Origin of the sequence: Streptomyces sp. NPDC048211 (assembly GCF_043202315.1) — a bacterium.
Lineage (GTDB): Bacteria > Actinomycetota > Actinomycetes > Streptomycetales > Streptomycetaceae > Streptomyces.
Genome location: NZ_JBIDAD010000002.1, coordinates 880,469 through 904,856, shown reverse-complemented (window position 1 = coordinate 904,856; position 24,388 = coordinate 880,469). Strand labels below are relative to the sequence as shown.

The window sequence follows — 24,388 nt, the reverse complement described above, 5'->3', positions numbered from 1 at the left end:
CGCGAGGATGGCCGGATGACTTCTCGGCCGACCGCGCACGCCCCCCGACCGCTGATCCGGGACATGACCATCGACGACTGCGAGGCCGTCGCGCGGGTCCGGGTCCGTGGCTGGCAGAGCGCCTACGCCGGCTTGATGCCGCAGGCGCACCTGGACGCGATGGACATCGCCGCGGACGCTGAGCGCCGCCGCGGGTTCTTCACGGAGGCCGGTGCCGTCGTCGACGTGGTGGCCGAGCGGGCGGGCCTCGGCGTCGTCGGCTGGGCCGCGTACGGGCCCTACCGCGAGGGCGGCGGGCGGCTCGCGCGCGGCGAGCTGTACGCGATCTACGTCCTGCCGGAGCAGACCGGGACCGGGGTGGGCCGGGCCCTGATGGCACAGGTGCTCACGGGCGCCGCCGAGGCCGGTCACCGCGACCTGGCGCTCTGGGTACTGAAGGACAACACACCGGCCCGACGCTTCTACGAACGCGCGGGCTTCCGAGCCGACGGCGCCGAGGAGCCCTTCGACGTCGACGGGGTCGCGGTGCCCGAGGTGCGTTACGTACGCGCCCTCAGCGGCCCCCTCGGCCCGCCGGCAGCCGGCTGAGCGCCTCCTCGGCCGCCCGGCCGAGCCGGGGGTGCGGCAGGGCCGCCTCCAGGACCGGGCGGGCCTGCGCGTCGCCGAGCTGCCCCAGGCCCTCGACGCAGGCCAGCGCCACCCGCCAGTGCGGCTCGTCCGGCCCCAGCAGCCGGGACAGGGTGCTCATCAGCGCGGGTACGGACTCGGGGGCCCGCAGTTCGGTGAGCAGGCGGACCGGATGGAGGGCGTAGGCGGTGCGCAGGCCGTTGGTGGCGAGCGCCGCGGCGGCGCGGGGCGTGCGGGGGTCACCGAGGCGGGCCAGGGCGTGGGCGGCCGCGACGCAGCGCTCCGGGTCCCGGTGGTTGAGCAGCAGCACCAAGGGCTCGAAGGCGCGGCGGTCACCGCCGCAGCCGAGCCGGTACGCGGCGATCTCGCGTGCCCAGAGCGGGCGTTCGCGCTCGACGAGCACCCGGGCCAGTTCCTCGTCGTCCTCGGTGGCGAGCAGCTCGCGGTAGGCCGCCGACTCCCCCGCCTCGTCCGCCAGCCGGTGCGTCAGCGACCGGTACTCCTCATCCATGACGTTCAGCGTATCGGTGGACACACAGCGTGGCGGCGGGGGTGAGGGATGTGAGGGGGGCCACAACAATCGGGGGCTGGCGCGCTCATTACCCGTCGGTTAACCTCATGTGAGCGGGACACTCCCCCGCAGGCTCCGGTGGCCTGGTGACGCAGCCACCTGGAGTGTTTGTCGGTTCGGCGGCTTCGCGAGACGTGACTCCGGGACAGAGTCCGTCACCCCTTCCCGGTCCCGGCGTGCCCTTCGCGCCCGGGACCCGAGCACCACGACAGGCAATTCCCGCACGCCGTACGCCGGTCGGGCCCTTCGGCCTCTCTCATCGGCCGCGCGCTCCGTGCGTCCCTCAGTCGTCACTCATCCCTGGAGTCCCGTGATGGACACCCATTTCAGCAGCATCGCCGTCGTCGGCCTCGGCACCATGGGCACCGGTATCGCCGAGGTCCTGGCCCGTGCCGGGCGCGAGGTCATCGGTATCGACATCAGTGACGCGGCCGCCCGCCAGGCCGTCGCCTCGCTGGAGGCCTCCACCGCCCGCGCCGTGCGGCGCGAGCGGATCACCGAGGAGGAGCGGCGCGACATCCTCGCCCGGTTCCGCACCTTCTCCGATCTCCAGGCCGCCGCGGACGCCGAGCTCGTCATCGAGGTCGTGCCGGAGACGTACGAGATCAAGCAGCAGGTCTTCCGGGAGCTCGACGCCGTCGTCTCGCCCACCGCGGTCCTGGCCACGGGCACCAACGCCCTGTCGGTGACCCGGCTCGCCGCCGAGTCGCAGCACCCCGAGCGCGTGCTCGGCCTGCACTTCTTCAACCCGGCGCCGGCCATGAAACTGGTCGAGGTGGTCTCCTCCGTGCTGACCGCGCCGCCGGCCGTCGAGGCGGTCACCGCGCTCGCCCGGCAGCTGGGCAAGGAGCCGGTCGCGGTCGGCGACCGGCCGGGGTTCGTCGCCGACGGCCTGTTGTTCGGCTACCTCAACCAGGCCGCAGCCATGTACGAGGCGAACTACGCCTCCCGCGAGGACATCGACGCGGCCATGAAGCTGGGCTGCGGTCTGCCGATGGGGCCGCTCGCGCTGCTGGACCTGATCGGGATCGACACCGCCCGCACCGTCCTGGAGGCGATGTACTCCGCCTCGCACGACCGGCTGCACGCTCCGGCCCCCGTCCTCGGCCAGCTCGCCGCCGCCGGGCTGACCGGGCGCAAGTCGGGCCGCGGCTTCTACACCTACGCGGAGCCGGGCAGCCAGACCGTGGTTCCGGACGCGCTGACCCCGTCGCAGGACGCCGGGGCGGGCGCGGGCCGCACGGTGCGTTCGGTCGGGGTCGCGGGCTCCGGGACGATGGCTTCGGGGATCGCGGAGGTCTTCGCGAAGGCCGGTTACGACGTCGTGCTCGCCGCCCGCAGCCAGGAGAAGGCGGACGTCGCCAAGGGCCGGATCGCCAAGTCGCTGGAGCGATCGGTCACCAAGGGGCGGCTGACGGCCGGGGCCCGGGACGAGACCCTCGCCCGGATCACCGCGGCCGGCTCGCTGGACTCGTTCGCCGAGGTGGACCTGGCCGTGGAGGCGGTCGCCGAGGACCTGCTGGTCAAGCAGCAGCTGTTCGCCACGCTGGACAAGGTCTGCAGGCCGGGTGCGGTGCTCGCCACCACCACCTCGTCGCTGCCCGTCGTGTCGATCGCCCGGGCCACGTCGCGGCCCGAGGACGTCATCGGGATGCACTTCTTCAACCCGGCGCCGGCGATGAAGCTGGTCGAGGTCGTCCGTACGGTGCTCACCGCCGACGATGTGCACGCCACGGTCCGCGAGGTCTGCGCAAAGGTGCGCAAGCACCCGGTGGACTGCGGGGACCGGGCCGGTTTCATCGTGAACGCGCTGCTGTTCCCGTACCTCAACAACGCGATCAAGATGGTCGAGGAGCACTACGCGACCCTCGACGACATCGACGCCGCGATGAAGCTGGGCGGCGGCTACCCGATGGGGCCCTTCGAGCTCCTGGACGTCGTCGGCCTCGACGTCTCGCTCGCCATCGAGAAGGTGCTGCACGGCGAGTTCCGCGACCCGGGCCTCGCGCCGGCACCGCTCCTGGAGCACCTGGTGGCCGCGGGCTGCCTCGGCCGCAAGACGGGACGCGGCTTCCGCGAATATGCCCGCCGCTGAGAGGGCCCGGTCCGGAAGGCCCGACGCGGGGCCTTCCGGGCCGGGAGCCGACTGGGGCGGGCTGCTCGGCCCTTCGGGCAGCCCGCCCCCACAGGCGCACTCTCCTGCACCGATGCAGTACGTTCACACCATGTCCCAGCCCGCCAGGTCCCCCCGTGTGTCCGCCACGCCCGACGTCCCGGAAAGTGCCGCGGGCACCCGCGCCGCCGCCCAACGGCTCAAAATGCGCCGTGAACTGGCCGCCGCGGCGATGGAGCTCTTCGCCACCAAGGGGTACGAGGCGACGACCGTCGACGAGATCGCGGGCGCCGCGGGTGTCGCCCGGCGGACCTTCTTCCGGCACTTCCGGTCCAAGGACGAGGCGATCTTCCCGGACCACGACGACACCCTCGTGCGGGCCGAGGCGGTCCTCAACGCCGCCCCCGCGCACGAGCACCCGCTCGACACGGTCTGCCGGGGCATCAAGGAGGTCATGCGGATGTACGCGGCGAAGCCCGCGGTCTCCGTGGCCCGGTACAAGCTGACCCGCGAAGTGCCCACCCTGCGGCAGGCCGAGATCGCCTCGGTGGCCCGCTACGAACGGCTGTTCACGCGCTATCTGCTGGGCCACTTCGACGAGCGCGACCACCTTGCGGGCAATGACGATCCGCTGCTGGCGGAGGTCGCGGCGTCGGCCGTGGTCACCGCGCACAACCACGTGCTGCGCCGCTGGCTGCGCGCGGACGGCCAGGGCGACGTGGAGGCGCAGCTGGACCAGGCGTTCGCCATCGTCCGCGACACGTTCGGGACGGGGATCGGCGCGGGCCGGACCGCCGGCACCGATCCGGCGAAGCCGTCGGCCGCGTCGGTGAGCACGGAGGGCGAGGTCCTGGTGGCCGTGGCGCGGACGGACGCGCCGCTGGACGAAGTGATGCGCACGATCCAGCAGGCGCTCAAGGAGCGCTGAGCGGGGCCCTGCCGCTCCCGGCCGTCCGGCCCCGTCCGCCGGGCCTTCACACACCCTCGTCGGTCTGCCACGGCGGCGGCGCGGAGCCCTCGCTCCACGCCGTGAGCTCGTCGCCGTCCAGGCACAGGATCGCGCACTGCTCGGCGTAGTCCAGGGCCGGTCCCGTGTACGCGCTGGTCGTGACGCAGACGGCGATGTCCGCCTCGTGCACGGCGTAGCAGGTCCCGCCGAAGCGCTGAAGGTCCTGGGAGCCGACCTTGGTGGCGGGGCCGTAGCACTTGCACTGGACGACCAGGCGCCGTCCGTCGGGGGCCGTAGCGATCACGTCCGCCCCCAGATCGCCCGCTCCGCCCACGACCTGCACGTCGCGGCAGCCGTCCCGCTCGCAGAGCGCGGCGACCGCGTCCTCGAATCCGTCGGCGTCCAGGGCCGCGTAGTCCGCGGCCTCGCCCTCCGGTTCCTCCGGTTCCGCCGGTTCCGGCTCTGTCAGGACGGCCGTGGGGGCGAGGTCGTCGTGGGGGTGTCCGAGCGGCTCACGGGCCGGGGCGGAGGGCTCCCGGGACGGGTCGAAGAGTTCGCGCACGGCCTCGGAGAACGGTCCGGGCCTCCCACGCCGCCTGCGGCGCGGCCCGCGGAGATGCAGGAGCAGGACGCCGGCCGCGCCGAGCGCCGCGGCCGGCACGACGGCGGCCGGATGCCTGCACACGCCCTCCCAGACGGTGCGCAGCGTCAGCCATCCACCGCAGAGCAGCAGGGCCGTGGCGCCGAACCCGAAGGCCGTCCTGCGCACACTGAACGCCTTCCGGGGCCCTGCGTTACCGCATTCCCGTGCCGGTGCCGTCATCCGCACCGCCCCGCTCGTCCCGCTCGCACCGATATGAGTCTTCCAAGATCATCCATGTCTGCCGTCTGCCCGGGTCCGGCGGATCCAACGGCCGCGAAATGCGGTTGCCGGGGCATCGGCCCGGTGCTGTGGTGTGCGGATGAACGATCAACTGGATCCCCGCCACGCAGAGCTACTGGCCGTTTTCGACCGCGAGATGCGCGAGCACGCCCGCGCCGACGGCCCCGGCGTCCGCGTCGAGCGCACCGGCGGACTCGTACGGCAGGTGGGCGCGGCCCACGACTGGAACGGGGTCGTCTGGTCGTCGCCGGACCTGGACGCCGCCGGGGCGGACGCGGCGATCGCCGCGCAGGTGGCCCACTGGACCGAGCTCGGGTACGACGAGTTCGAGTGGAAGCTGTACGCGCACGACCGGCCGGCCGACCTGGGGGCACGGCTGCTGGCGGCCGGTTTCGAGCCGGAGGAGCCGGAGACCCTGCTCGTGGCTCCGGTGGCGGACCAGCCCACGACCGTCCGGCTCCCGGACGGCGTCCATCTGCGCACGGTGCGCGACGAGGCCGATGTGGACCTGATGGCGCGGGCCCATGAGCAGGCGTTCGGCTCGGACTGGTCCCGGCTGCGTCCTCAGGTGCTGGCCCGGCTGAGGGACGACCCGGACCACTTCGTGGGCGTGCTGGCCATGGCGGGCGACGAGCCGGTGAGCTCGGCCCGGATGGAGCTGTACCCGGGATCGGGCTTCGCCGGGCTGTGGGGAGGCGGCACGGTCGAGGCGTGGCGCGGCAGGGGCGTCTACCGGGCGCTGGTCGCCTTCCGGGCGGGCATCGCCGCCGAGCGCGGCTACCGGTACCTCCAGGTCGACGCCACCGAGGACAGTCGGCCGATCCTCCAGCGCCTCGGTTTCGCGGCCCTGAGCACGACGACGCCGTACGTCTACCGCCCCGCCTCCTGACCCCCACAGCGGGGCACATGACGGCAAATCGCCCGCCGTGTTGCTCATGCGTGGCACCCGGATGACAATTGAGGGAAATTGCTGGCACCCAGTGCCTTGCCAGCTGTCACGGAGTGCCATACGTTGAAGTCGTCCGGGCGGCCGGCGTGCTGAGACCTCACGTACGCCGGCTGTCCCCGCAAGCCACGTGCCTGCGCGCCCGGACGCCTGCGTCACAGGCAAACCCTTCTGCTCCACCGAGCAAGCAGCCGAAGCACCATCCGCCGAACCGACGGCACACCTCCACGCAACACCGCTCCCCCTGCTTCGCAGGACCCTCAAGCGTTCCCTCAAACGCCGCACCGCCGGAGGCACACCGTGAAGGAAATCCTGGACGCGATCCAGTCCGAGGACAGCACCGCCGCAGACATCGCGGCCCTGCCCATTCCCGAGTCGTACCGCGCGGTGACCGTGCACAAGGACGAGGCCGAGATGTTCGCCGGCGTCGCCAGCCGCGACAAGGACCCGCGCAAGTCCCTGCACGTCGAGGACGTCGCGGTGCCCGAGCTCGGTCCGGGCGAGGCCCTGGTCGCGGTCATGGCCAGCTCGGTCAACTACAACTCCGTGTGGACGTCGATCTTCGAGCCCGTCTCGACCTTCGGCTTCCTGGAGCGCTACGGCAAGCTCAGCGACCTCAGCAAGCGCCACGACCTGCCGTACCACGTCATCGGCTCCGACCTGGCGGGCGTCGTCCTGCGCACCGGCCCGGGCGTCAACGCCTGGAAGCCCGGTGACGAGGTCGTCGCACACTGCCTCTCGGTCGAACTGGAGTCCTCGGACGGCCACAACGACACGATGCTCGACCCCGAGCAGCGCATCTGGGGCTTCGAGACCAACTTCGGCGGCCTGGCGGAGATCGCCCTCGTCAAGTCCAACCAGCTGATGCCGAAGCCGGACCACCTCAGCTGGGAGGAGGCGGCGGCTCCCGGGCTCGTCAACTCCACCGCGTACCGCCAGCTCGTCTCCCGTAACGGCGCCGGCATGAAGCAGGGCGACAACGTCCTCATCTGGGGCGCGAGCGGCGGACTCGGCTCCTACGCCACGCAGTTCGCCCTGGCCGGCGGCGCCAACCCGATCTGTGTCGTCTCCAGCGACCAGAAGGCGGAGATCTGCCGCAAGATGGGCGCCGAGGCGATCATCGACCGCAACGCCGAGGGCTACCGGTTCTGGAAGGACGAGCACAACCAGGACCCGCGCGAGTGGAAGCGGTTCGGCAAGCGCATCCGCGAACTGACCGGCGGCGAGGACGTGGACATCGTCTTCGAGCACCCCGGCCGCGAGACCTTCGGCGCCAGCGTCTACGTGACGCGCAAGGGCGGCACGATCGTCACCTGCGCCTCGACCTCGGGCTACAACCACGAGTACGACAACCGCTACCTGTGGATGTCGCTCAAGAAGATCGTCGGCTCGCACTTCGCCAACTACCGCGAGGCGTGGGAGGCCAACCGCCTGGTCGCCAAGGGGAAGATCCACCCGACGCTGTCGAAGGTCTACTCCCTGGAGGACACCGGCCAGGCCGCGTACGACGTGCACCGCAACCTCCACCAGGGCAAGGTCGGTGTCCTGGCGCTCGCACCGCGCGAGGGCATGGGCGTGCGCGACGAGGAACTGCGCGAGCGGCACATCGACGCCATCAACCGATTCCGGAACGTCTGACATGACCGGCCGCCAGAAGGACCGCCCCTGGCTCATGCGGACGTACGCCGGTCACTCGACCGCCGAGGCGTCCAACGAGCTCTACCGGCGCAACCTCGCCAAGGGCCAGACGGGCCTGTCGGTCGCCTTCGACCTGCCGACGCAGACCGGTTACGACCCCGACCACATCCTCGCCCGCGGCGAGGTCGGCCGGGTCGGCGTGCCCGTCTCACACCTCGGCGACATGCGCCGGCTGTTCCAGGACATCCCCCTGGAGCAGATGAACACCTCGATGACGATCAACGCCACCGCCATGTGGCTGCTGGCGCTCTACCAGGTCGTCGCCGAGGAGCAGGGCGCGGACGCGGGCAGGCTCCAGGGCACCACGCAGAACGACATCGTCAAGGAGTACCTCTCGCGCGGGACGCACGTCTTCCCGCCGGGGCCCTCGCTGCGGCTGACCACCGACATGATCACGTACACGGTCAACCGCATCCCCAAGTGGAACCCGATCAACATCTGCAGCTACCACCTGCAGGAGGCCGGGGCCACCCCCGTCCAGGAGATCGCGTACGCCATGTCGACGGCGATCGCCGTACTCGACGCGGTCCGCGACTCCGGGCAGGTGCCCGAGGAGAAGTTCGGCGACGTGGTCGCCCGGATCTCCTTCTTCGTGAACGCGGGCGTCCGCTTCATCGAGGAGATGTGCAAGATGCGCGCCTTCGGGCGCATCTGGGACCGCGTCACCCGCGAGCGCTACGGCATCACCGACGCCAAGCAGCGCCGCTTCCGCTACGGCGTCCAGGTCAACTCGCTCGGGCTGACCGAGGCGCAGCCGGAGAACAACGTCCAGCGCATCGTCCTGGAGATGCTGGCCGTCACCCTCTCCAAGGACGCCCGCGCCCGCGCCGTGCAGCTGCCCGCCTGGAACGAGGCCCTGGGGCTCCCCCGGCCCTGGGACCAGCAGTGGTCGCTGCGCATCCAGCAGGTACTCGCCCACGAGAGCGATCTGCTGGAGTACGAGGACATCTTCGCCGGGTCGCACGTCATCGAGGCCAAGGTCGACGAGCTGGTCGCCGACTCGCTCGCCGAGATGGACCGGATCGAGCAGATGGGCGGCGCCATGGCGGCCGTCGAGTCCGGCTACCTCAAGTCCGAGCTGGTCTCCTCGCACGCCGCCCGGCGCGCCCGGATCGAGGGCGGCGAGGAGAAGATCGTCGGCGTCAACATCTACGGGACGACCGAGCCCAACCCGCTCACGGCCGACCTCGACGGCGCGATCATGACGGTCGACCCGGCCAACGAGGCCAAGGTCGTCGCCGCGCTCCACGAGTGGCGCGACAACCGTGACGAGCCCCGCGCCACCGAGGCGCTCGCCGCGCTGAAGAAGGCCGCGGCGGGGACCGAGAACATGATGGAGGCCACCGTCGAGTGCGCCCGTGCGGGCGTCACCACCGGTGAGTGGTCCTGGGCCCTGCGCGACGTCTTCGGCGAGTTCCGTGCGCCGACCGGTGTGTCGTCCGCCCCGGTCGCCGTGACCGCGGAGGCGGGCACCCCGCTCGCGCTCGTACGCGAGAAGGTCGCCCGGACCGCACAGGACCTGGGTGCGGGCCGGCTGCGGCTGCTCGTCGGCAAGCCCGGTCTGGACGGGCACTCCAACGGCGCCGAGCAGATCGCCGTGCGCGCCCGCGACGCCGGTTTCGAGGTCGTCTACCAGGGCATCCGCCTGACGCCCGAACAGATCGTGTCGGCGGCGGTCGCCGAGGACGTGCACTGTGTCGGTCTGTCGATCCTGTCCGGCTCGCACGCCGAGCTGGTGCCGGACGTACTGAACCGGCTGCGCCGCACCGGCGCCGGCGACATCCCGGTGATCGCGGGCGGGATCATTCCCCCGGCTGACGCCGAGGCCCTGATCAAGGCCGGTGTCGCCGCCGTATTCACCCCGAAGGACTTCGGTATCACGGAGATCATCGGCCGTATCGTCGACGAGATCCGGAAAGCGAACAAGCTCGACCCTCTGGAGGTCCCCGCATGACCACGCCTGCCCCGTCGCCCGCCACCACCCCGCAATCGGGCGGCTCCGCCGCACAGCCCTTGAACCGGCTGCGCCCCCGCCGCTCGTGTCTGGCGGTACCGGGAAGCAACCCGCGGTTCCTGGAGAAGGCCCAGGGCCTCCCGGCCGACCAGGTCTTCCTCGACCTGGAGGACGCCTGCGCGCCGCTCGCCAAGGAAGGCGCCCGGCACCACATCGTCGACGCGCTGAACAACGGCGACTGGACGGGCAAGACCCGGGTGGTACGGGTCAACGACTGGACGACGCACTGGACGTACCGCGACGTCATCACGGTCGTCGAGGGCGCGGGACCCAACCTCGACTGCATCATGCTGCCCAAGGTCCAGGACGCCCAGCAGGTCGTCGCGCTGGACCTGCTGCTCACCCAGATCGAGAAGACGATGGGCTTCGAGGTCGGGAAGATCGGCATCGAGGCGCAGATCGAGAACGCCAAGGGCCTCGTCAATATCGACGACATCGCGGCCGCCTCGCCCCGCCTGGAGACCCTGATCTTCGGCCCGGCCGACTTCATGGCGTCGATCAACATGAAGACCCTGGTCGTCGGCCAGCAGCCGCCCGGCTACGGCGCGGACGCGTACCACTACATCCTGATGCGCATCCTGATGGCGGCCCGTACGCACGACCTCCAGGCGATCGACGGCCCCTTCCTCCAGATCCGCGACGTGGACGCCTACCGCGAGGTCGCCGGCCGTGCCGCAGCCCTCGGCTTCGACGGCAAGTGGGTGCTGCACCCCGGTCAGGTCGACGCGGCCAACGAGGTGTTCTCGCCCTCGCAGGAGGACTACGACCACGCCGAGCTCATCCTCGACGCCTACGACTGGTGCACCTCCGAGGAGGGCGGCAAGAAGGGCTCCGCGATGCTCGGCGACGAGATGATCGACGAGGCCAGCCGCAAGATGGCCCTGGTCATCGCGGGCAAGGGCCGCGCGGCCGGCATGCAGCGCACCTCCAAGTTCGAAGCTCCGGAGGCCTGACCATGCAGTTCGGACGCACATACGAGGAATTCGAGGTCGGTGCGGTCTACAAGCACTGGCCCGGAAAGACCGTCACCGAATACGACGACCACCTCTTCTGCCTGCTGACCATGAATCACCACCCACTGCACATGGACAGCAACTATGCCGAGAAGACGACCGACTTCGGCAAGAACGTTGTCGTCGGCAACTACATCTACTCGCTGCTGCTGGGCATGTCGGTCCCGGACGTCTCCGGAAAGGCCATCGCCAACCTGGAGGTCGAGTCGCTGAAGCACGTGGCGCCGACCTTCCACGGCGACACGGTCTACGGCGAGACCACCGTTCTGGACAAGACCCCGTCGAGGTCCAAGAGCGACCGCGGAATCGTTTACGTGGAGACCAAGGGCTACAAGCAGGACGGCACCCTCGTCTGCGTGTTCCGCCGCAAGGTCATGGTCCCCACCGAGACGTACATCAAGGAGCGGGGCGGCGAACAGCCCGGCCGCCCGGAGCTGAAGCAGCCTTCGCAGAAGAACGTGGAGAAGTAGCCATGACGCGACTCGCCCAGACGGCCGGTCTCAACGACGTCCAGCAGGAAATCCTCTCCACGGTCCGGGATTTCGTCGACAAGGAGATCATTCCGGTCGCGACCCAGCTGGAGCACCGCGACGAGTACCCGACCGAGATCGTCGAGGGGCTCAAGGAACTCGGCCTGTTCGGGCTGATGATTCCCGAGGAGTACGGGGGGCTGGGTGAGTCGCTTCTCACATACGCGCTGTGCGTGGAGGAAATCGCCCGCGGCTGGATGAGCGTGTCGGGAATCATCAACACGCACTTCATCGTGGCGTACATGCTCAAGCAGCACGGCACACAGGAGCAGAAGGACACCTTCCTGCCCCGGATGGCGCTGGGCGAGGTCCGGGGCGCGTTCTCGATGTCCGAGCCGGCGCTGGGCTCCGACGTCTCGGCGATCAGCTCCAAGGGCGTCAAGGACGGCGAGGAGTACGTCCTCAACGGCCAGAAGATGTGGCTGACGAACGGCGGCACGTCCTCGCTCGTCGCCGTCCTGTGCCGGAGTGACGAAGGCCACCCCGAGGGCACCCCGCCCCACAAGTCGATGACGACCTTCCTGGTGGAGAAGGAGCCCGGATTCGGCGAGGTCCGGCCCGGTCTCACCATCCCGGGAAAGATCGACAAGATGGGCTACAAGGGCGTCGACACCACCGAGCTCATCATGGACGGACTGCGCATTCCAGCCAATCGTGTGCTGGGCGGCACCACCGGCCGAGGGTTTTACCAAATGATGGACGGCGTGGAGGTCGGTCGCGTCAACGTGGCTGCGCGTGGCTGCGGTGTCGCACAGCGTGCATTCGAACTGGGCGTTTCCTACGCGCAACAGCGCCACACCTTCGGAAAACCGATCGCCCAGCACCAGGCGATCCAGTTCAAGCTGGCCGAAATGGCCACCAAGGTCGAGGCCGCGCATGCGATGATGGTAAATGCAGCGCGCAAAAAGGACTCCGGGGAGCGAAACGACCTGGAGGCAGGGATGGCGAAGTACCTCGCCTCCGAGTACTGCAAGGAAGTCGTCGAGGACGCCTTCCGTATCCACGGCGGTTACGGCTTCTCCAAGGAGTACGAGATCGAGCGCCTCTACCGTGAGGCCCCGATGCTGCTGATCGGTGAAGGTACCGCCGAGATCCAGAAAATGATCATCGGGCGCCGACTCCTCGAGGAGTATCGTTTCCAGGGTTGATTGTCCCATTCGCGGTGATTTAACCGCGAAGAAGATCACACCCTGTCATCCTCATCCGGTGCCTTCCAGACGTCCGACTCGGCTGCTGGCTTGCCCAGTTGCGGTCCGCAACCGATAACATCGCCGGAAAGCCGCCGTCCCCCGTTGCCAGCGCGGCCTCATCCGCTACGAAGGTCATCCATGCCCGACAGCCATACCTCCGCACCACGCGGCGGGGTCCGCCTTGCACGCGGAGCTTCGCCGTGGCTCCTGCCGACCGTCGCCACCGCCGCACTCAGCCTGACCCGGGCCCGCAGGTCCGGTCGCTGGGCGGCCGTGGCCGTGCCCACCACCGCGCTCGCGGCGGGCATGCTGTGGTTCTTCCGCGACCCGGAGCGCGAGATCACCCAGGGTCGCGTCATCTCACCGGCCGACGGCGTGGTGCAGAGCATCATGCCGTGGAAGGACGGACGTACCCGCGTCGCGATCTTCATGAGCCCGCTGAACGTCCACGTCAACCGCGCGCCGCTGGCCGGCACGGTGACGTCGGTCGAGCACATCCCCGGTGGGTTCGTCCCCGCGTTCAACAAGGAGAGCGAGAACAACGAGCGCGTTGTCTGGCACTTCGACACCGAGCTCGGCGACATCGAGATGGTGCAGATCGCGGGTGCGGTCGCCCGCCGCATCGTCCCCTACATCCCGCAGGGCACGAAGGTGGAGCAGGGCGAGCGCATCGGCCTGATCCGCTTCGGCTCCCGGGTCGACATCTACCTTCCGGAAGGTATCGATGTCGCGGTCGAGGTCGGCCAGGCCACCACCGCGGGGGTGACTCGAATTGACCGTGATTGATCCTGATACACAGGCCGGCTGGGTGCCGGAGGCCGAGGCCGAGGACGACGCCGAGGACATGCCGCTCTCCATGCGGCTGTCGATAGCGGACACCCTCACTCTCGGTAACGCCACGTGCGGATTCATGGCGGTGTACTTCACCACCACCGGGATCCTCATCCCGCACCTCACGGGCAGCGACGAGAGCGGCATGGCGCGGCACTCCGCGGCCACCGCCGTGATCCTCATGCTCATGGCCGCCATCTTCGACCTGTTCGACGGACTCGTGGCCCGCAAGCTGCGTTCGTCGCCGATGGGTGCGGAGCTGGACAACCTGTCGGACCTGGTCAGCTTCGGGCTCGCCCCGGCGTACTTCGTCCTCGTGTACGGCATGGTCGCGGACGACGCGCACCAGCGGGTCTCGGCGCTCGCGGCGATCGTGGTGCTGCTGGCGGTGGTGCTCAGGCTGGCGAGATTCTCCTGCGTGACCTTGAAGGACGGCATGTTCCAGGGCATGCCGAGCCCCTTCGGAGCGCTCACGGTCATTTCGATCGTGCTCCTGGAGCTGCCCTTCGTGCCGACGCTGCTCGCGATCGTCGGAGTGGCGTGGCTGATGGTGAGCCGGGTCGAGTACCCGAAGCCGCGAGGTGTCCTCGCGGTGGCGATGCTCGGCTGGATCGTGGCCGCCATGGGGCTCCTCGCCGCATGGGCGTTCGACGCTCCCGGTGGGCAGCTGCTGCTGCAGACCGGCTGCGCGCTCCAGGTGGTCCTGGGAGCGGTCATCCCGCTCTTCGCGACCGCTCGCCGGGTGAACACCTTCCGCGACAACCGGCGCGAGGCACGGGCGGCTCAGCTGCCGTAGTCCGCACGTCATGCGAGAGGGCCCGGATGCTCCCCAGCATCCGGGCCCTCTTGCATGGGGGGCGTCCGGGCCGGAGAGGGACCCCGTACGTCTCGGAGCCGGGCGGCGCGGCGGCGTCTCACTCGTGCGACCGCGCCTGAGGGCTGTCGGTCCGGACGCATTCGATCAGGTAGTCGCCGGTCTCCGGGTCGCGTGTGACGCCGTGCGTCTCGCTACGGAATCCGGGGAACGAACGGTCGAACGATTCGAGCGCGGTCAGGTAGCCCAGCAGCGGTCCGTCCGGACCGCCGGTGCTCTCACCGGGCATGAGGACGGGAATGCCCGGCGGCGTCACGGTGACCATGGCCGCGGCCACACGGTCGGCGGCCTCCCGCAGGGGCACCCGCTCGGTGCCCCTGCGGATGAGTCGTTCGTAGCAGTGCTGGGGCGGTACGACGGGCACGGGGAGCTTCTGGAACGCGGTGTCGAGCAACTCCACCAGACGCCCCTGCCGCAGATGGTCGTGCATCTGCCGGCACAGGTCCCGCAGGCTGCTGCCCGCGTAGCGGCCCGGGTGCTCCGCCACCAGTGCGGGCAGCAGGTCCGCCAGTGGGACGTTCTGGTCGTAGAGCGTCTTGAAATCCATCAGGGCGTCCATGAGGGTGCCCCACTTGCCCTTGGTGATCCCCATCGAGAAGAGGATCAGCGTGGTGTAGCTGTCCGTCTTCTCCACCACGATGTTCCTGGTGGCCAGATAGGCGGTGAGTACGCGAGCGGGGACACCCCACTCCGCCATGCGCCCTCTCGCGTCGATACCGGGGCAGGTCAGGGTCACCTTGACCGGGTCGAGCAGACAGTACCCCCGGGAGAGGCCGTCGAAGCCGTGCCAGTCGGCGCCCGGCTCCAGCTCCCAGCACGACGGGTGCGTGCCGAGCAGGGCCGGCGGGGCGTCGGCGAAGGGCACCCGCTCGCCGGTGACGGGATCGGTGACAGTCTCGGGCTGCCAGACGCCGAAGAACCATTCGGGCCGGTCACCGGCCTGCGCGATCCGCTGTGCCGTGCGCACCATCGTCTGGCGGAAGCGGACGGCCTCCGTCACCGCTTCGTCGATCAGCCACGTGCCCTGTGGCCCGTCCATCATCGCGGCGGCCACGTCGAGTGAGGCGATCATCGGGTACAGCGGCGAGGTGGTGCCGTGCATCATGAACGCCTCGTTGAACCGCTCGTGCTCGACCGGGGCCCGCGGGGCCGACCTGACGTGCACCATGGCGCTCTGCGACATGGCCGAGAGCAGCTTGTGCGTCGACTGGGTGGCGAAGACGGTCGGCCGCTCCGGCTCCGGAAAGCTCTCCGCGTCCACCGCCATGCCGTAGCGCCCCGCGTAGAGGGGGTGGAAGCGGGCGTAGGCGAACCATGCTTCGTCGAAGTGGAGCCGCGGGGTGCTGGGTGCGAGGGCCCGCGCGACCTGGACCGACTGGTAGCACAGTCCGTCGTACGTGGAGTTGGTGAGCACCGCGTACTGTGCCTCGGCGGAGACCGCGCCCCGGGTCAGCGGGTTCGCGGCGATGGTGGAGGCGATCGCCGTCGCCTCGATCCCGGCCGGCGGCAGCGGCCCCGCGAGTCCGTATCCGTTCCGGGTGGGGATCAAGTACACCGGCCGCGCGCCCGAGAGGACGAGACCGTGCAGGACCGACTTGTGGCAGTTGCGGTCCACCAGAGCGATCTCGTCACGGGTGACGCTGAAATGCCCGACCATGCGGTCACAGGTCGAATCGCCGTGCAGAACGAAATACGTGCGGTCGGCGCCGAAGATCCGGGCGGCATTCGCCTCCGCATCGCCGACCGCGCCGGTGTGTTCGAAGAGCGAGCCGAGTTCCTCCACCGAGATCGACAGATCACTGCGCAGAATCCGTTCCCCGAAATAGTCGTGGAAGGCCCGGCCCACCGGTGACTTGAGAAAGCCGACTCCCCCCGCGTGAGCCGGGGTGTGCCAGGAATATTCGTGGGCGTCGTCGAATCGGCGCAGCGCCTTGAAGAAGGGCGGCAGAAGGCCCTCCTGATAAGCACGGGACGCGGCTACGATCCGTCCCGCGATGAAGGGGGCGGTATCCTCCAAAGGCCAGATATAGCCGACGACGGACTCGGCCACCCACAGCGGCAGATGCTGGAGGTCGTCGCCGTCCGTGACGAGGAAGACCGGAAGATTCCGAAAGCGCCCATCGGCCTGGTGCAGGACATCGGCGCCTCCGCACTCGGCGCCGTCCGTATCCGTCTTCGGAAGGCCCCAGTCCACGACGGCCGCGACCATTCCGGCTTCGGTCCGCAGTACCGCCAGGGCGTCGCGCGCGGTCAACGCTCTGCGCACCTCGAATCCGCGGTCCACGAGCACACGCTCGATCCGGCGCAGTTGTCCGGCTCTGGCGCTTTCCCCTTCCTTGCGCTCGGGGACCGCGAACATAATAAGACCGCTGGACATGCGAAACCCCACTCCGCGAACCGATGAAGCACCGATTCCAGTGCGCCGGACCCAAGAAAAGCACTGACTCGCCAAGCGGCGTAGGGAATGAGAAGCGAAACCACCTGAACGGGCTTCCGCACCGCACCGCCGCAAGGGCACCCCTCCACGCCGTGTTCTTCCGATCGGGTGCGAATATTTTGCGCACCGAACGAGGGCTCGGCGGAGCACTCCACCGCACGTCTCACGGAATCAGCAGCCGCCCCACAGCCCCGTCGAGGCATCGCCGTGGGCGCGCCCCCGGCCTCACCGCTGGGCGACCAAGCGTAGCCAATCCCCTCAGAGCACTCATTCCTCACAGGTTTGAGTCTCATTTTTGAGTAGTTGAAGCAGAATTTTGCGCACCAGCGTGGACTTCCTTGCGTCGCTGCTCCTAGCCTGTGGGCGTCCGCAGAGCCCCCACGAGCCGCAAGGACGACTGTCACGTGACCCCACCATCCCGACGCCCATTGCTCAGACGATCCCTGTCCGCCTCTCTCTCGCTGGCACTCGCCGCGTTCGGCGTCACCGCCGCCGCGGTCCTGTCCAGCGCTCCGCCCGCCCAGGCGGCGGGGGTCCCCGCCCCCTCCCCCCTGGCGGTCCCCGGTCGCGGTGCGACCGTCCCGTTCAAGGAGCAGGAAGCCGAGTACGCCGCCACCAACGGCGCGCTGATCGGCCCCAACCGCCTCTACGGCACGCTGCCCTCGGAGGCGTCCGGCCGGCAGGCCGTGACGCTGGACTCCGTCGGCGAGTACGTGGAGTTCACCCTCACGTCGCCCGCGAACGCCATGTCCTTCCGCTACTCGCTGCCGGACAACGCCGCGGGATCGGGCCGGGACGCCTCGATCGACGTGCGGGTGAACGGCGCCTCGCCGAAGGCGGTGCCCGTCACCTCCAAGTACGGCTGGTACTACGGCGGTTACCCGTTCAACAACAACCCGGGCGACACCAACCCGCACCACTTCTACGACGAGGCCCGGACCATGTTCGGGTCGACCCTCGCGGCCGGTACGAAGGTCCGGCTGCAGGTCTCGTCCACCGCCGCCTCACCGTCGTTCACCATCGACCTGGCGGACTTCGAGCAGGTGGCCGCGCCGACCGCCAAGCCCTCGGGCGCCCTCGACGTCGTCGCCGACTTCGGTGCCGACCCGACCGGGGCCGCCGACTCGACCGCCAAGATCCAGGCGGCCGTCGACGCGGGCAAGGCGCAGGGCAAGGAGGTGTACATCCCGCAGGGCACCTTCCAGGTCCGCGACCACATCGTCGTGGACAAGGTGACGCTGCGCGGAGCAGGGCCCTGGTACTCGGTGCTGACCGGCCGTGACCCGTCGAACCGGAGCAAGGCCGTCGGCGTCTACGGGAAGTACGCCGCGCAGGGCGGCAGCAGCAACGTCACGCTCAAGGACTTCGCGATCATCGGCGACATCCGGGAGCGCGAGGACAACGACCAGGTCAACGCCATCGGCGGCGCCCTGTCGAACTCGACCGTCGACAACGTCTGGATGCAGCACACCAAGTGCGGTGCCTGGATGGACGGTCCGATGGACAACTTCACCATCAAGAACAGCCGCATCCTGGACCAGACCGCCGACGGCGTGAACTTCCACTACGGCGTCACCAACTCCACGGTCACCAACACCTTCGTCCGCAACTCCGGTGACGACGGTCTGGCGATGTGGGCGGAGAACGTCCCGAACGTGAAGAACAAGTTCACGTTCAACACCGTGATCCTGCCGATCCTGGCCAACAACATCGTCACGTACGGCGGCAAGGACATCACCATCTCCGACAACGTCATGTCGGACACCATCACCAACGGCGGCGGGCTGCACATCGCCAACCGCTATCCCGGAGTCAACTCCGGCCAGGGCACAGCCGTTTCCGGCACGATCACGGCAGCGCGCAACACGCTCATCCGTACCGGCAACAACGACTACAACTGGCGCTTCGGCGTCGGCGCGATCTGGTTCAGCGGACTCAACGAACCGATCAACGCCACCGTCAACATCTCCGACACCGAGGTGCTGGACAGCTCCTACGCCGCGATCCACCTCATCGAGGGCGCGTCGAACGGGCTGCACTTCAACAACATCAAGATCGACGGCGCCGGCACCTACGCCCTCCAGATCCAGTCGCCGGGCACGGCCACCTTCACCAACGTCGTGGCCACGCACATCGCGCAGTCCAACCCCATCCACAACTGCGTGGGCAGCGGCTTCCAGATCACCCGGGGCAGCGGGAACTCTGGCTGGTACGCCGATCCGCCGGCCTGCACCGGCAACTGGCCGGACCCGGTGTGGACCAACGGAGGAGTGCCGGGCGGCGGCACCGGTCCGACTGACCCGCCCACCGACCCGCCGACCGACCCGACCGACCCGCCCACGGATCCGCCCGCCGAGACGGGCAATCTCGCCCAGGGCCACCCGGTCGCCGAATCCGGCCACGCGGACGTGTACGGCGCGTCCAACGCCGTGGACGGCAACGCGAACACCTACTGGGAGAGCACCAACCACGCCTTCCCCCAGACCATCACCGTGGACCTCGGCGCGGCCAAGGCCGTCAAGCGCCTGGTCCTGAAGCTGCCGCCGGCGGCAGCCTGGTCCACCCGCACGCAGACGCTGAGCGTGTCGGGCAGCAACGACAACAACACGTTCAACTCGCTCAAGGCATCGGCGGGTTACACCTTCAACCCATCGAGCGGCAACCAGGCGACCGTCACCCTGCCCGGCACATCGGCCCGATATCTGCGGCTGACGTTCACCGGCAACACCGGCTGGCCCGCCGCACAGCTCTCCGAACTGGAGGCCTACACCAGCTGACCGCGTCACGCACACGGCCGCCGTACGGCACGCATCACGCGTGCCGTACGGCGGCCGCCGTCGTGGGACCCGTGCTACTTCAGCGTGTAGGACTTCGCCGCCGGGGCCGCCTGCGCGGGCCTGACGACCTTGAGGCCGCCGGGGGTGGCGGCATCCGGCTTCATGATCACGCTCTCCCGGGTGGAGGGTGCCGCCGGGTCGGAGAAGTCGTGCGGCATCCCGAAGTCGCTGCCGAAGTCCTTGATGGTCAGCAGGGCCTTGTCAATGCCCTCACGGGTGAGGTCCTTGGAGGCGCAGGCCTTCTTCAGCGCCTCGCCGAACAGGCTCGCCGCGTTGTATCCCGCGATGACGCCGTTGTCGAGGCCGTCCTTCGGGTACGCGGCGCCGTACGCCTTGGCGAGCTTCGCCGGACCGGCGCCGGCGTCGCCGATCGGCAGGGTGGACGCGGCGACGTAGTAGTCCTTCGCCAGGGCCGGCCCCGCCTGGGTCTTCAGCAGCTGGGGCGCGAACGCCGAGTTGTTGCCGACGACCGGGACCTTGAAGCCGGTGGCGGCGGCGACACCGACCAGCGAGGCCGCCTGACGGGGGCCCGCGCTGACGACGACGGCCTTGACGCCGGCCTGCTTGAGTGCGGCGACCTGGGCGGTCATGTCGTTGTCGGTGGGCTTGATCTTCTGCTCGACGACGGTGAGTCCCGCCTCCTTCGCCGCGTACTTCGAGCCGGCCAGGGCGTTCTCGCCGTAGTCGCCCTCGAAGTAGACATGGCCGATCTTGTCGCCCTTGGCGATGCGCTTCTCGGCGAGCAGGTAGTCGATCGCGTTGATCGTCTCGACGTCGTACGTGGCTCCGATGACCCGGACGTACTTGCTGCCGAGCAGATTCGCCGACCAGGCCTGCGGCAGGACGAGTCCCTTGTCCTGGCCGTCGATGCGCTGCTCGACCGCCGCCACGAACGGCGAACCGATGAACTGGACGAAGCCCAGCACCTTCGGCTCCAGCTCGGTGTATCCGGCGATGGCCTTCTGCGGGTCGTAGCCGTGGTCGCGCACGGTCAGTTCGACCTTGCGCTCGCAGATGCCGCCCGCGGCGTTGGTCTGCTTGACCCAGAGCTGCTGGGCCTGGGTGACACTCTTGCCGAGCGAGGCGTAGACCCCGGTCATGTCGGTGAGCGCACCCAGCGAGATCGTCGAGTCCGTGACGCCCTCGCCGGTCTTCACACCGCTCTTGTCCTGGGCTCCCTCGTCGGAGGACTTGGCCTTCTCGCTGCAGCCCACGAGGGTGAGGGTGAGGGCCGCGCACACGGCCCCGAGCACACGCAGTTTCATTTCTTCTCTCCCGAGTTCTTCGTCAGACGTGTCAGGCCGCCGGGCAGGAACAGAACAGCCGCGACCACCGCGGCGCCGTACAGATAGCGCGACGCCTCGCCCGGAGCGAGACCGCCCGTGCCGGGGGCGGAGACCAGGGGCAGGGAATCGCTGTAGTGGGTGAGCAGCTGCGGCAGCAGCGAGACGAACGCGGCCCCGACGACCGCTCCCGCCACGGTGCCGAGCCCGCCGATGACGATCATGGCGAGGTATTCGAGGGACAGGACCATGCCGAAGTACTCGGGAACGGTCCGCTGGAAGACCAGCGCGAGCAGCACTCCGGCCAGGCCGGCGTACATCGAGGACAGGACGAAGACTCCCGCCCGGTAGCGGGCCACGGGCACGCCCATCACACCGGCCGCGATGCGGTGGTCACGGATGGCGTTGAGCGCCCGCCCCGGCCGGCCGCGCAGTACTCCGCGGGCGAAGAGGCCGCTCAGGAGCAGGGCGAGCAGCGCCGCGTACCAGAGCTTCTCCGAGGACTGGAACGGCACCGCGGCCACCATGACCTCGGTGTCGTCGAAGTCGAAGCCGAAGAGCGAGAGGGGCGGTACGGCACGGCCATTGAAGCCGCCGGTGAGGGAGCCCGCGTTGAACAGCACATGCTGGCCGATGAAGATCAGCGCCAGGGTCGCGATGCCCAGGTAGGCCCCGCGAAGCCGGCTGGCGATGGGGCTGAACAGTCCGCCGGCGGCTCCCGCGAGGAGGACGGCGAGCACGGCGGCGAGCCAGCTGGGCAGGCCGAGTCCGGACAGCTCGTGCCCGTTCTCCGTGCTGCTCTCCCCCGCGAGTACGCAGTAGCCGTACGCGCCCACCGCGAGGAAGAAGGCGTGGCCCATGGAGAGCTGCCCGGTGGCGCCGGTGAGGAGGTTGAGCCCGATGGCGCCGATGGCCGCGGCCATCGCGAAGAGTCCGGCCTGCAGCCAGAAGCGGTCCAGGTAGAACGGGAACACGAGCAGCAGGACCGAGCCGATGGCCCAGAGGTAGGTACGCGGGTGGCGCAGCCGGGCGGCGAGGAGGGTGCCCGGAGCGGTGGGCCGGGCACCCGCGGCGGTCTCGGTGGTCGTGGTGTCAGACACGGGCGAGCTCCTTCGTACCGAAGAGTCCCGCGGGCCGCAGGAGCAGCACGAGCACCATCACCAGGTAGGGGGCGAGGTCGCCGATGCCGCGGCCCAGGAAGGAGAGGTCGCTCTGGTAGCCGGTGGCGAGCGATTCGGTGACGCCGACGATCAGTCCCCCGGCGAGGGCCCCGGTCGTCGAGTCGAGTCCGCCGAGGATGGCGGCGGGGAAGGCCTTGAGCGCGGCCAGTGAGGTGGCCCGTTCCAGGCCGGGTGTGGGGAAGACGGTGAGGAACAGCGCGGCGACCGCGGCAAGCGCTCCGGCCACCGCCCAGGCGGCGAGTGAGACCCGGCCGAGTCTGATCCCCATCAGGGCGGCGGTCTGCGGGTTCTCGGCGGCGGCCCGCATCGACACGCCCCAGGAGGTGAAACGGAAGGCGAGCAGGAACACGGTGATGAGCAGGCCGGCGGCGAGGAACGCGGCGATCCGGGTCTCGGCGAGGGTGACGCCGCCGATGGTGACGACGCCGTCGCCCCACGGGTCGCCGAGGGCGAGCACGTCCGTGCCCATGCGCCGGGTGAGTTCGGTGGTCAGGAGGATGTCGACCCCGATGGTGACGATCGCCAGAACGCTGTGGTCACTGCCCCGGTAGCGGCGCATCACCAGGAACTCGACGGCCGCTCCGACGACGGCGGCTCCCGCGATGCCGACGGCGAGCGCGGGCCAGAAGCCGATGTCGTCGTGGAGCACGGCGGTCACGTAGCCGCCCGCGAGAAGCAGGGAGGCGTGGGCGAAGTTGACGACCTCGGTGGCCTTGAAGATGACGACGAAGCCGAGCGCGATGAGTGCGTAGACCGAGCCGATGGAGAGGCCGCCGAGGAGGAGTTCGATGAAGGTGGTCATTCCTGTGCCCCCAAGTAGGCCTGGACGACGGCCGGATCGTTCTGGACCTCGGCCGGGGTGCCGCCCGCGATCCTGCGTCCGAAGTCGAGTACGGTCACGGCGTCCGCGAGCTTCATCACCACGCCCATGTCGTGCTCGACGAGCACGATCGAGATGCCGAGGCTCCGGCGGACTCCGGCCACGACCGCCGCGGTGCGCCGCCGTTCGTCGGCGGTCATCCCGGCGACGGGTTCGTCCAGGAGGAGGACCTGCGGCTCCATGCACAGCGCGCGGCCGAGCTCGACGAGCTTCTGCTGTCCGTACGGGAGCGCACCGGCGGGCCGGTCCAGTTCCTTCTCCAGACCGATGAATTCGGCGATCTCGCGGACCCGTTCCAGATGGCGGCGTGCCTCGCGCGTGGCGGACGGCAGGCGCAGTCCGCTGGCGAGGAACCCGGCGCGGGTGAGCCGGTGGCGGCCGAGGAGGAGGCTGTCGGTGACGGTGGCGTGCGGGGGCAGGGCGAGGTTCTGGAAGGTACGGGCGACCCCGAGCCGGGCGATCCGGTGGGGGGCGAGTCCGGTGAGTTCCGTCGTACCGAGGTGGACGGTGCCGGACGTCGCCCGGTACACCCCGGACAGCACGTTGAAGGTGGTTGACTTCCCCGCCCCGTTGGGGCCGATGACGGCGTGCACGCTGCCCGGCTCCACGGTGAAGGAGATGCCGTCGAGTGCGGTGAGTCCGGCGAAGCGGACGGTGACGTCGCGGACGGCGAGTGCGGCCGGGGCGGTCGTGACCGGAGTGATCTCCTGGGCCGTCGTCATGCGGACCACCTGCTCAGGCTGCGTACGGAACCGGCTGCCCGGTCCGCGTCCTCGGCGGCCGTCTCGTCGACGACGCCCAGGTAGCGGCGGCGCACCTCGTCGGAGGCGGCGAGTTCGTCGGCCGGCCCCTGAAGGGTGACTTCGCCGACCTCCAGTACGTAGGCCGTGGCGGCGAGCCGCAGGGCGATCGCGGCGTTCTGCTCGACGAGCAGGACGGAGGTGCCCGACGCGTTGATCTCCTGCACCGTCTCGGCGATGCGCTGCGCCATCAACGGGGCGAGCCCGAGCGAGGGTTCGTCGAGCAGCAGCAGCCGCGGCCGGGCCATCAGGGCCCGGCCCATCGCGAGCATCTGCTGCTCGCCGCCCGACAGCAGCCCGGCGCGCTGGTGCGCGCGCTGGGCCAGTACCGGGAACAGCTCGTGTACGCGGGTCAGCGCGCCCGCCGAGGCCTTGCGGCCGCCGGGTGCCCCGAGGGCGCCCGCCCGCAGATTGTCGGCCACCGTCATCCGGGCGAACACCTGTCGTCCTTCGGGCACCTGAACCACTCCGGCGGCCACCACCTGGGCGGGGCGCAGCCCGTCCAGGGGGCGGCCGTCGAAGTGGACGGTGCCCGTGGCCGTCCCGCGGTGGAAGCCGAGGGTCCGCGAGATGGCCCGCAACAGCGTGGTCTTTCCGGCCCCGTTGCCGCCGAGTACGGCGGTGATCACGCCGGCCGGCACATCGAGGGAGACGTCGCGCAGGGACCGTACCGGGCCGTAGCCCACGGACAGTGCACGGATCTCGAGCGTTGCCATGCGTCCTCCTCCTTC

At 69.8% G+C, this 24,388-nt stretch carries 20 protein-coding genes; 12 read left to right on the top strand and 8 right to left on the bottom strand.

The window, feature by feature from the left end; genetic code table 11:
* Positions 1-15 precede the first annotated feature (15 nt).
* Positions 16-588, top strand: coding sequence for a GNAT family N-acetyltransferase (locus ACGFZA_RS10870; protein ID WP_393678674.1), 573 nt, complete (start codon positions 16-18; stop codon positions 586-588).
* On the opposite strand, the gene ACGFZA_RS10865 is transcribed toward ACGFZA_RS10870, so the two are convergent.
* The gene (locus ACGFZA_RS10865; RefSeq protein ID WP_385278056.1) at positions 554-1,138 is read right to left on the bottom strand and encodes an adenylosuccinate lyase; all 585 of its coding nucleotides are present in this window, start codon (positions 1,136-1,138) and stop codon (positions 554-556) included. The genes ACGFZA_RS10870 and ACGFZA_RS10865 overlap by 35 nt on opposite strands.
* Positions 1,139-1,511: 373 nt before the next feature.
* Here ACGFZA_RS10865 and ACGFZA_RS10860 point away from each other — a divergent pair, with 373 nt between their 5' ends.
* Together ACGFZA_RS10860 and ACGFZA_RS10855 are read left to right on the top strand one after the other, a co-directional pair.
* Positions 1,512-3,293: a 3-hydroxyacyl-CoA dehydrogenase family protein gene (locus tag ACGFZA_RS10860; RefSeq protein WP_393678673.1), complete on the top strand. Its 1,782-nt coding sequence runs from the start codon at positions 1,512-1,514 to the stop codon at positions 3,291-3,293.
* A 130-nt stretch (positions 3,294-3,423) separates the two neighbouring features.
* Positions 3,424-4,239, top strand: coding sequence for a TetR family transcriptional regulator (locus tag ACGFZA_RS10855; RefSeq protein WP_385278060.1), 816 nt, complete (start codon positions 3,424-3,426; stop codon positions 4,237-4,239).
* A gap of 46 nt (positions 4,240-4,285) precedes the next feature.
* Here ACGFZA_RS10855 and ACGFZA_RS10850 read toward each other — a convergent pair whose 3' ends face one another.
* Positions 4,286-5,029: a restriction endonuclease gene (locus ACGFZA_RS10850; protein WP_393678672.1), complete on the bottom strand. Its 744-nt coding sequence runs from the start codon at positions 5,027-5,029 to the stop codon at positions 4,286-4,288.
* 193 nt (positions 5,030-5,222) lie between these two features.
* Here ACGFZA_RS10850 and ACGFZA_RS10845 point away from each other — a divergent pair, with 193 nt between their 5' ends.
* The 8 genes from ACGFZA_RS10845 to pssA all read left to right on the top strand — a co-directional run bounded on the left by ACGFZA_RS10845 (position 5,223) and on the right by pssA (position 14,161).
* Positions 5,223-6,032: a GNAT family N-acetyltransferase gene (locus ACGFZA_RS10845; RefSeq protein ID WP_385278064.1), complete on the top strand. Its 810-nt coding sequence runs from the start codon at positions 5,223-5,225 to the stop codon at positions 6,030-6,032.
* 357 nt (positions 6,033-6,389) lie between these two features.
* Entirely contained in the window at positions 6,390-7,727 is a 1,338-nt protein-coding gene (gene ccrA / locus ACGFZA_RS10840) for a crotonyl-CoA carboxylase/reductase (RefSeq protein WP_385278066.1), read from the top strand.
* 1 nt (position 7,728) lies between these two features.
* On the top strand, positions 7,729-9,741 hold the full coding sequence (locus tag ACGFZA_RS10835) for a protein meaA (RefSeq protein ID WP_385278068.1): 2,013 nt from the start codon (positions 7,729-7,731) through the stop codon (positions 9,739-9,741).
* The gene (locus ACGFZA_RS10830; protein WP_393678671.1) at positions 9,738-10,754 is read left to right on the top strand and encodes an HpcH/HpaI aldolase/citrate lyase family protein; all 1,017 of its coding nucleotides are present in this window, start codon (positions 9,738-9,740) and stop codon (positions 10,752-10,754) included. Before ACGFZA_RS10835 ends, ACGFZA_RS10830 begins: the two co-directional genes overlap by 4 nt.
* A gap of 2 nt (positions 10,755-10,756) precedes the next feature.
* Positions 10,757-11,284, top strand: coding sequence for a MaoC family dehydratase (locus ACGFZA_RS10825; RefSeq protein WP_385278071.1), 528 nt, complete (start codon positions 10,757-10,759; stop codon positions 11,282-11,284).
* Between the two features lie 2 nt (positions 11,285-11,286).
* On the top strand, positions 11,287-12,492 hold the full coding sequence (locus ACGFZA_RS10820; RefSeq protein WP_219569935.1) for an acyl-CoA dehydrogenase family protein: 1,206 nt from the start codon (positions 11,287-11,289) through the stop codon (positions 12,490-12,492).
* Between the two features lie 180 nt (positions 12,493-12,672).
* Complete coding sequence (locus ACGFZA_RS10815; protein WP_326656564.1) at positions 12,673-13,320, top strand: phosphatidylserine decarboxylase; 648 nt, start codon at positions 12,673-12,675, stop codon at positions 13,318-13,320.
* 22 nt (positions 13,321-13,342) lie between these two features.
* Positions 13,343-14,161, top strand: coding sequence for a CDP-diacylglycerol--serine O-phosphatidyltransferase (gene pssA / locus ACGFZA_RS10810; RefSeq protein ID WP_328898482.1), 819 nt, complete (start codon positions 13,343-13,345; stop codon positions 14,159-14,161).
* A 118-nt stretch (positions 14,162-14,279) separates the two neighbouring features.
* Here the strand turns inward: pssA and ACGFZA_RS10805 are convergent, their stop codons facing one another.
* Positions 14,280-16,616, bottom strand: a complete 2,337-nt coding sequence (locus ACGFZA_RS10805) for an Orn/Lys/Arg decarboxylase N-terminal domain-containing protein (protein ID WP_393678670.1) — start codon at positions 16,614-16,616, stop codon at positions 14,280-14,282.
* 464 nt (positions 16,617-17,080) lie between these two features.
* On the opposite strand from ACGFZA_RS10805, the gene ACGFZA_RS10800 reads away from it, so the two are divergent.
* The gene (locus tag ACGFZA_RS10800) at positions 17,081-19,453 is read left to right on the top strand and encodes a discoidin domain-containing protein (protein ID WP_393678669.1); all 2,373 of its coding nucleotides are present in this window, start codon (positions 17,081-17,083) and stop codon (positions 19,451-19,453) included.
* A gap of 74 nt (positions 19,454-19,527) precedes the next feature.
* Here the strand turns inward: ACGFZA_RS10800 and ACGFZA_RS10795 are convergent, their stop codons facing one another.
* From ACGFZA_RS10795 to ACGFZA_RS10775, 5 genes are read right to left on the bottom strand one after another with little or no spacing between them, the layout of a single operon-like run.
* A complete protein-coding gene (locus tag ACGFZA_RS10795) occupies positions 19,528-20,778 on the bottom strand; it encodes an ABC transporter substrate-binding protein (protein WP_393678668.1) in 1,251 nt (416 codons plus the stop codon).
* A complete protein-coding gene (locus ACGFZA_RS10790) occupies positions 20,775-21,896 on the bottom strand; it encodes a branched-chain amino acid ABC transporter permease (RefSeq protein ID WP_385278090.1) in 1,122 nt (373 codons plus the stop codon). The genes ACGFZA_RS10795 and ACGFZA_RS10790 overlap by 4 nt, the downstream gene beginning before the upstream one ends.
* Positions 21,889-22,779: a branched-chain amino acid ABC transporter permease gene (locus tag ACGFZA_RS10785; protein WP_393678667.1), complete on the bottom strand. Its 891-nt coding sequence runs from the start codon at positions 22,777-22,779 to the stop codon at positions 21,889-21,891. Before ACGFZA_RS10785 ends, ACGFZA_RS10790 begins: the two co-directional genes overlap by 8 nt.
* Positions 22,776-23,579 carry an ABC transporter ATP-binding protein gene (locus tag ACGFZA_RS10780; RefSeq protein ID WP_385278094.1) on the bottom strand — a complete coding sequence of 268 codons (804 nt, stop codon included), beginning with the start codon at positions 23,577-23,579 and terminating at the stop codon, positions 22,776-22,778. The genes ACGFZA_RS10785 and ACGFZA_RS10780 overlap by 4 nt, the downstream gene beginning before the upstream one ends.
* Entirely contained in the window at positions 23,576-24,373 is a 798-nt protein-coding gene (locus ACGFZA_RS10775; RefSeq protein ID WP_385278096.1) for an ABC transporter ATP-binding protein, read from the bottom strand. The genes ACGFZA_RS10780 and ACGFZA_RS10775 overlap by 4 nt, the downstream gene beginning before the upstream one ends.
* Positions 24,374-24,388 lie beyond the last annotated feature (15 nt).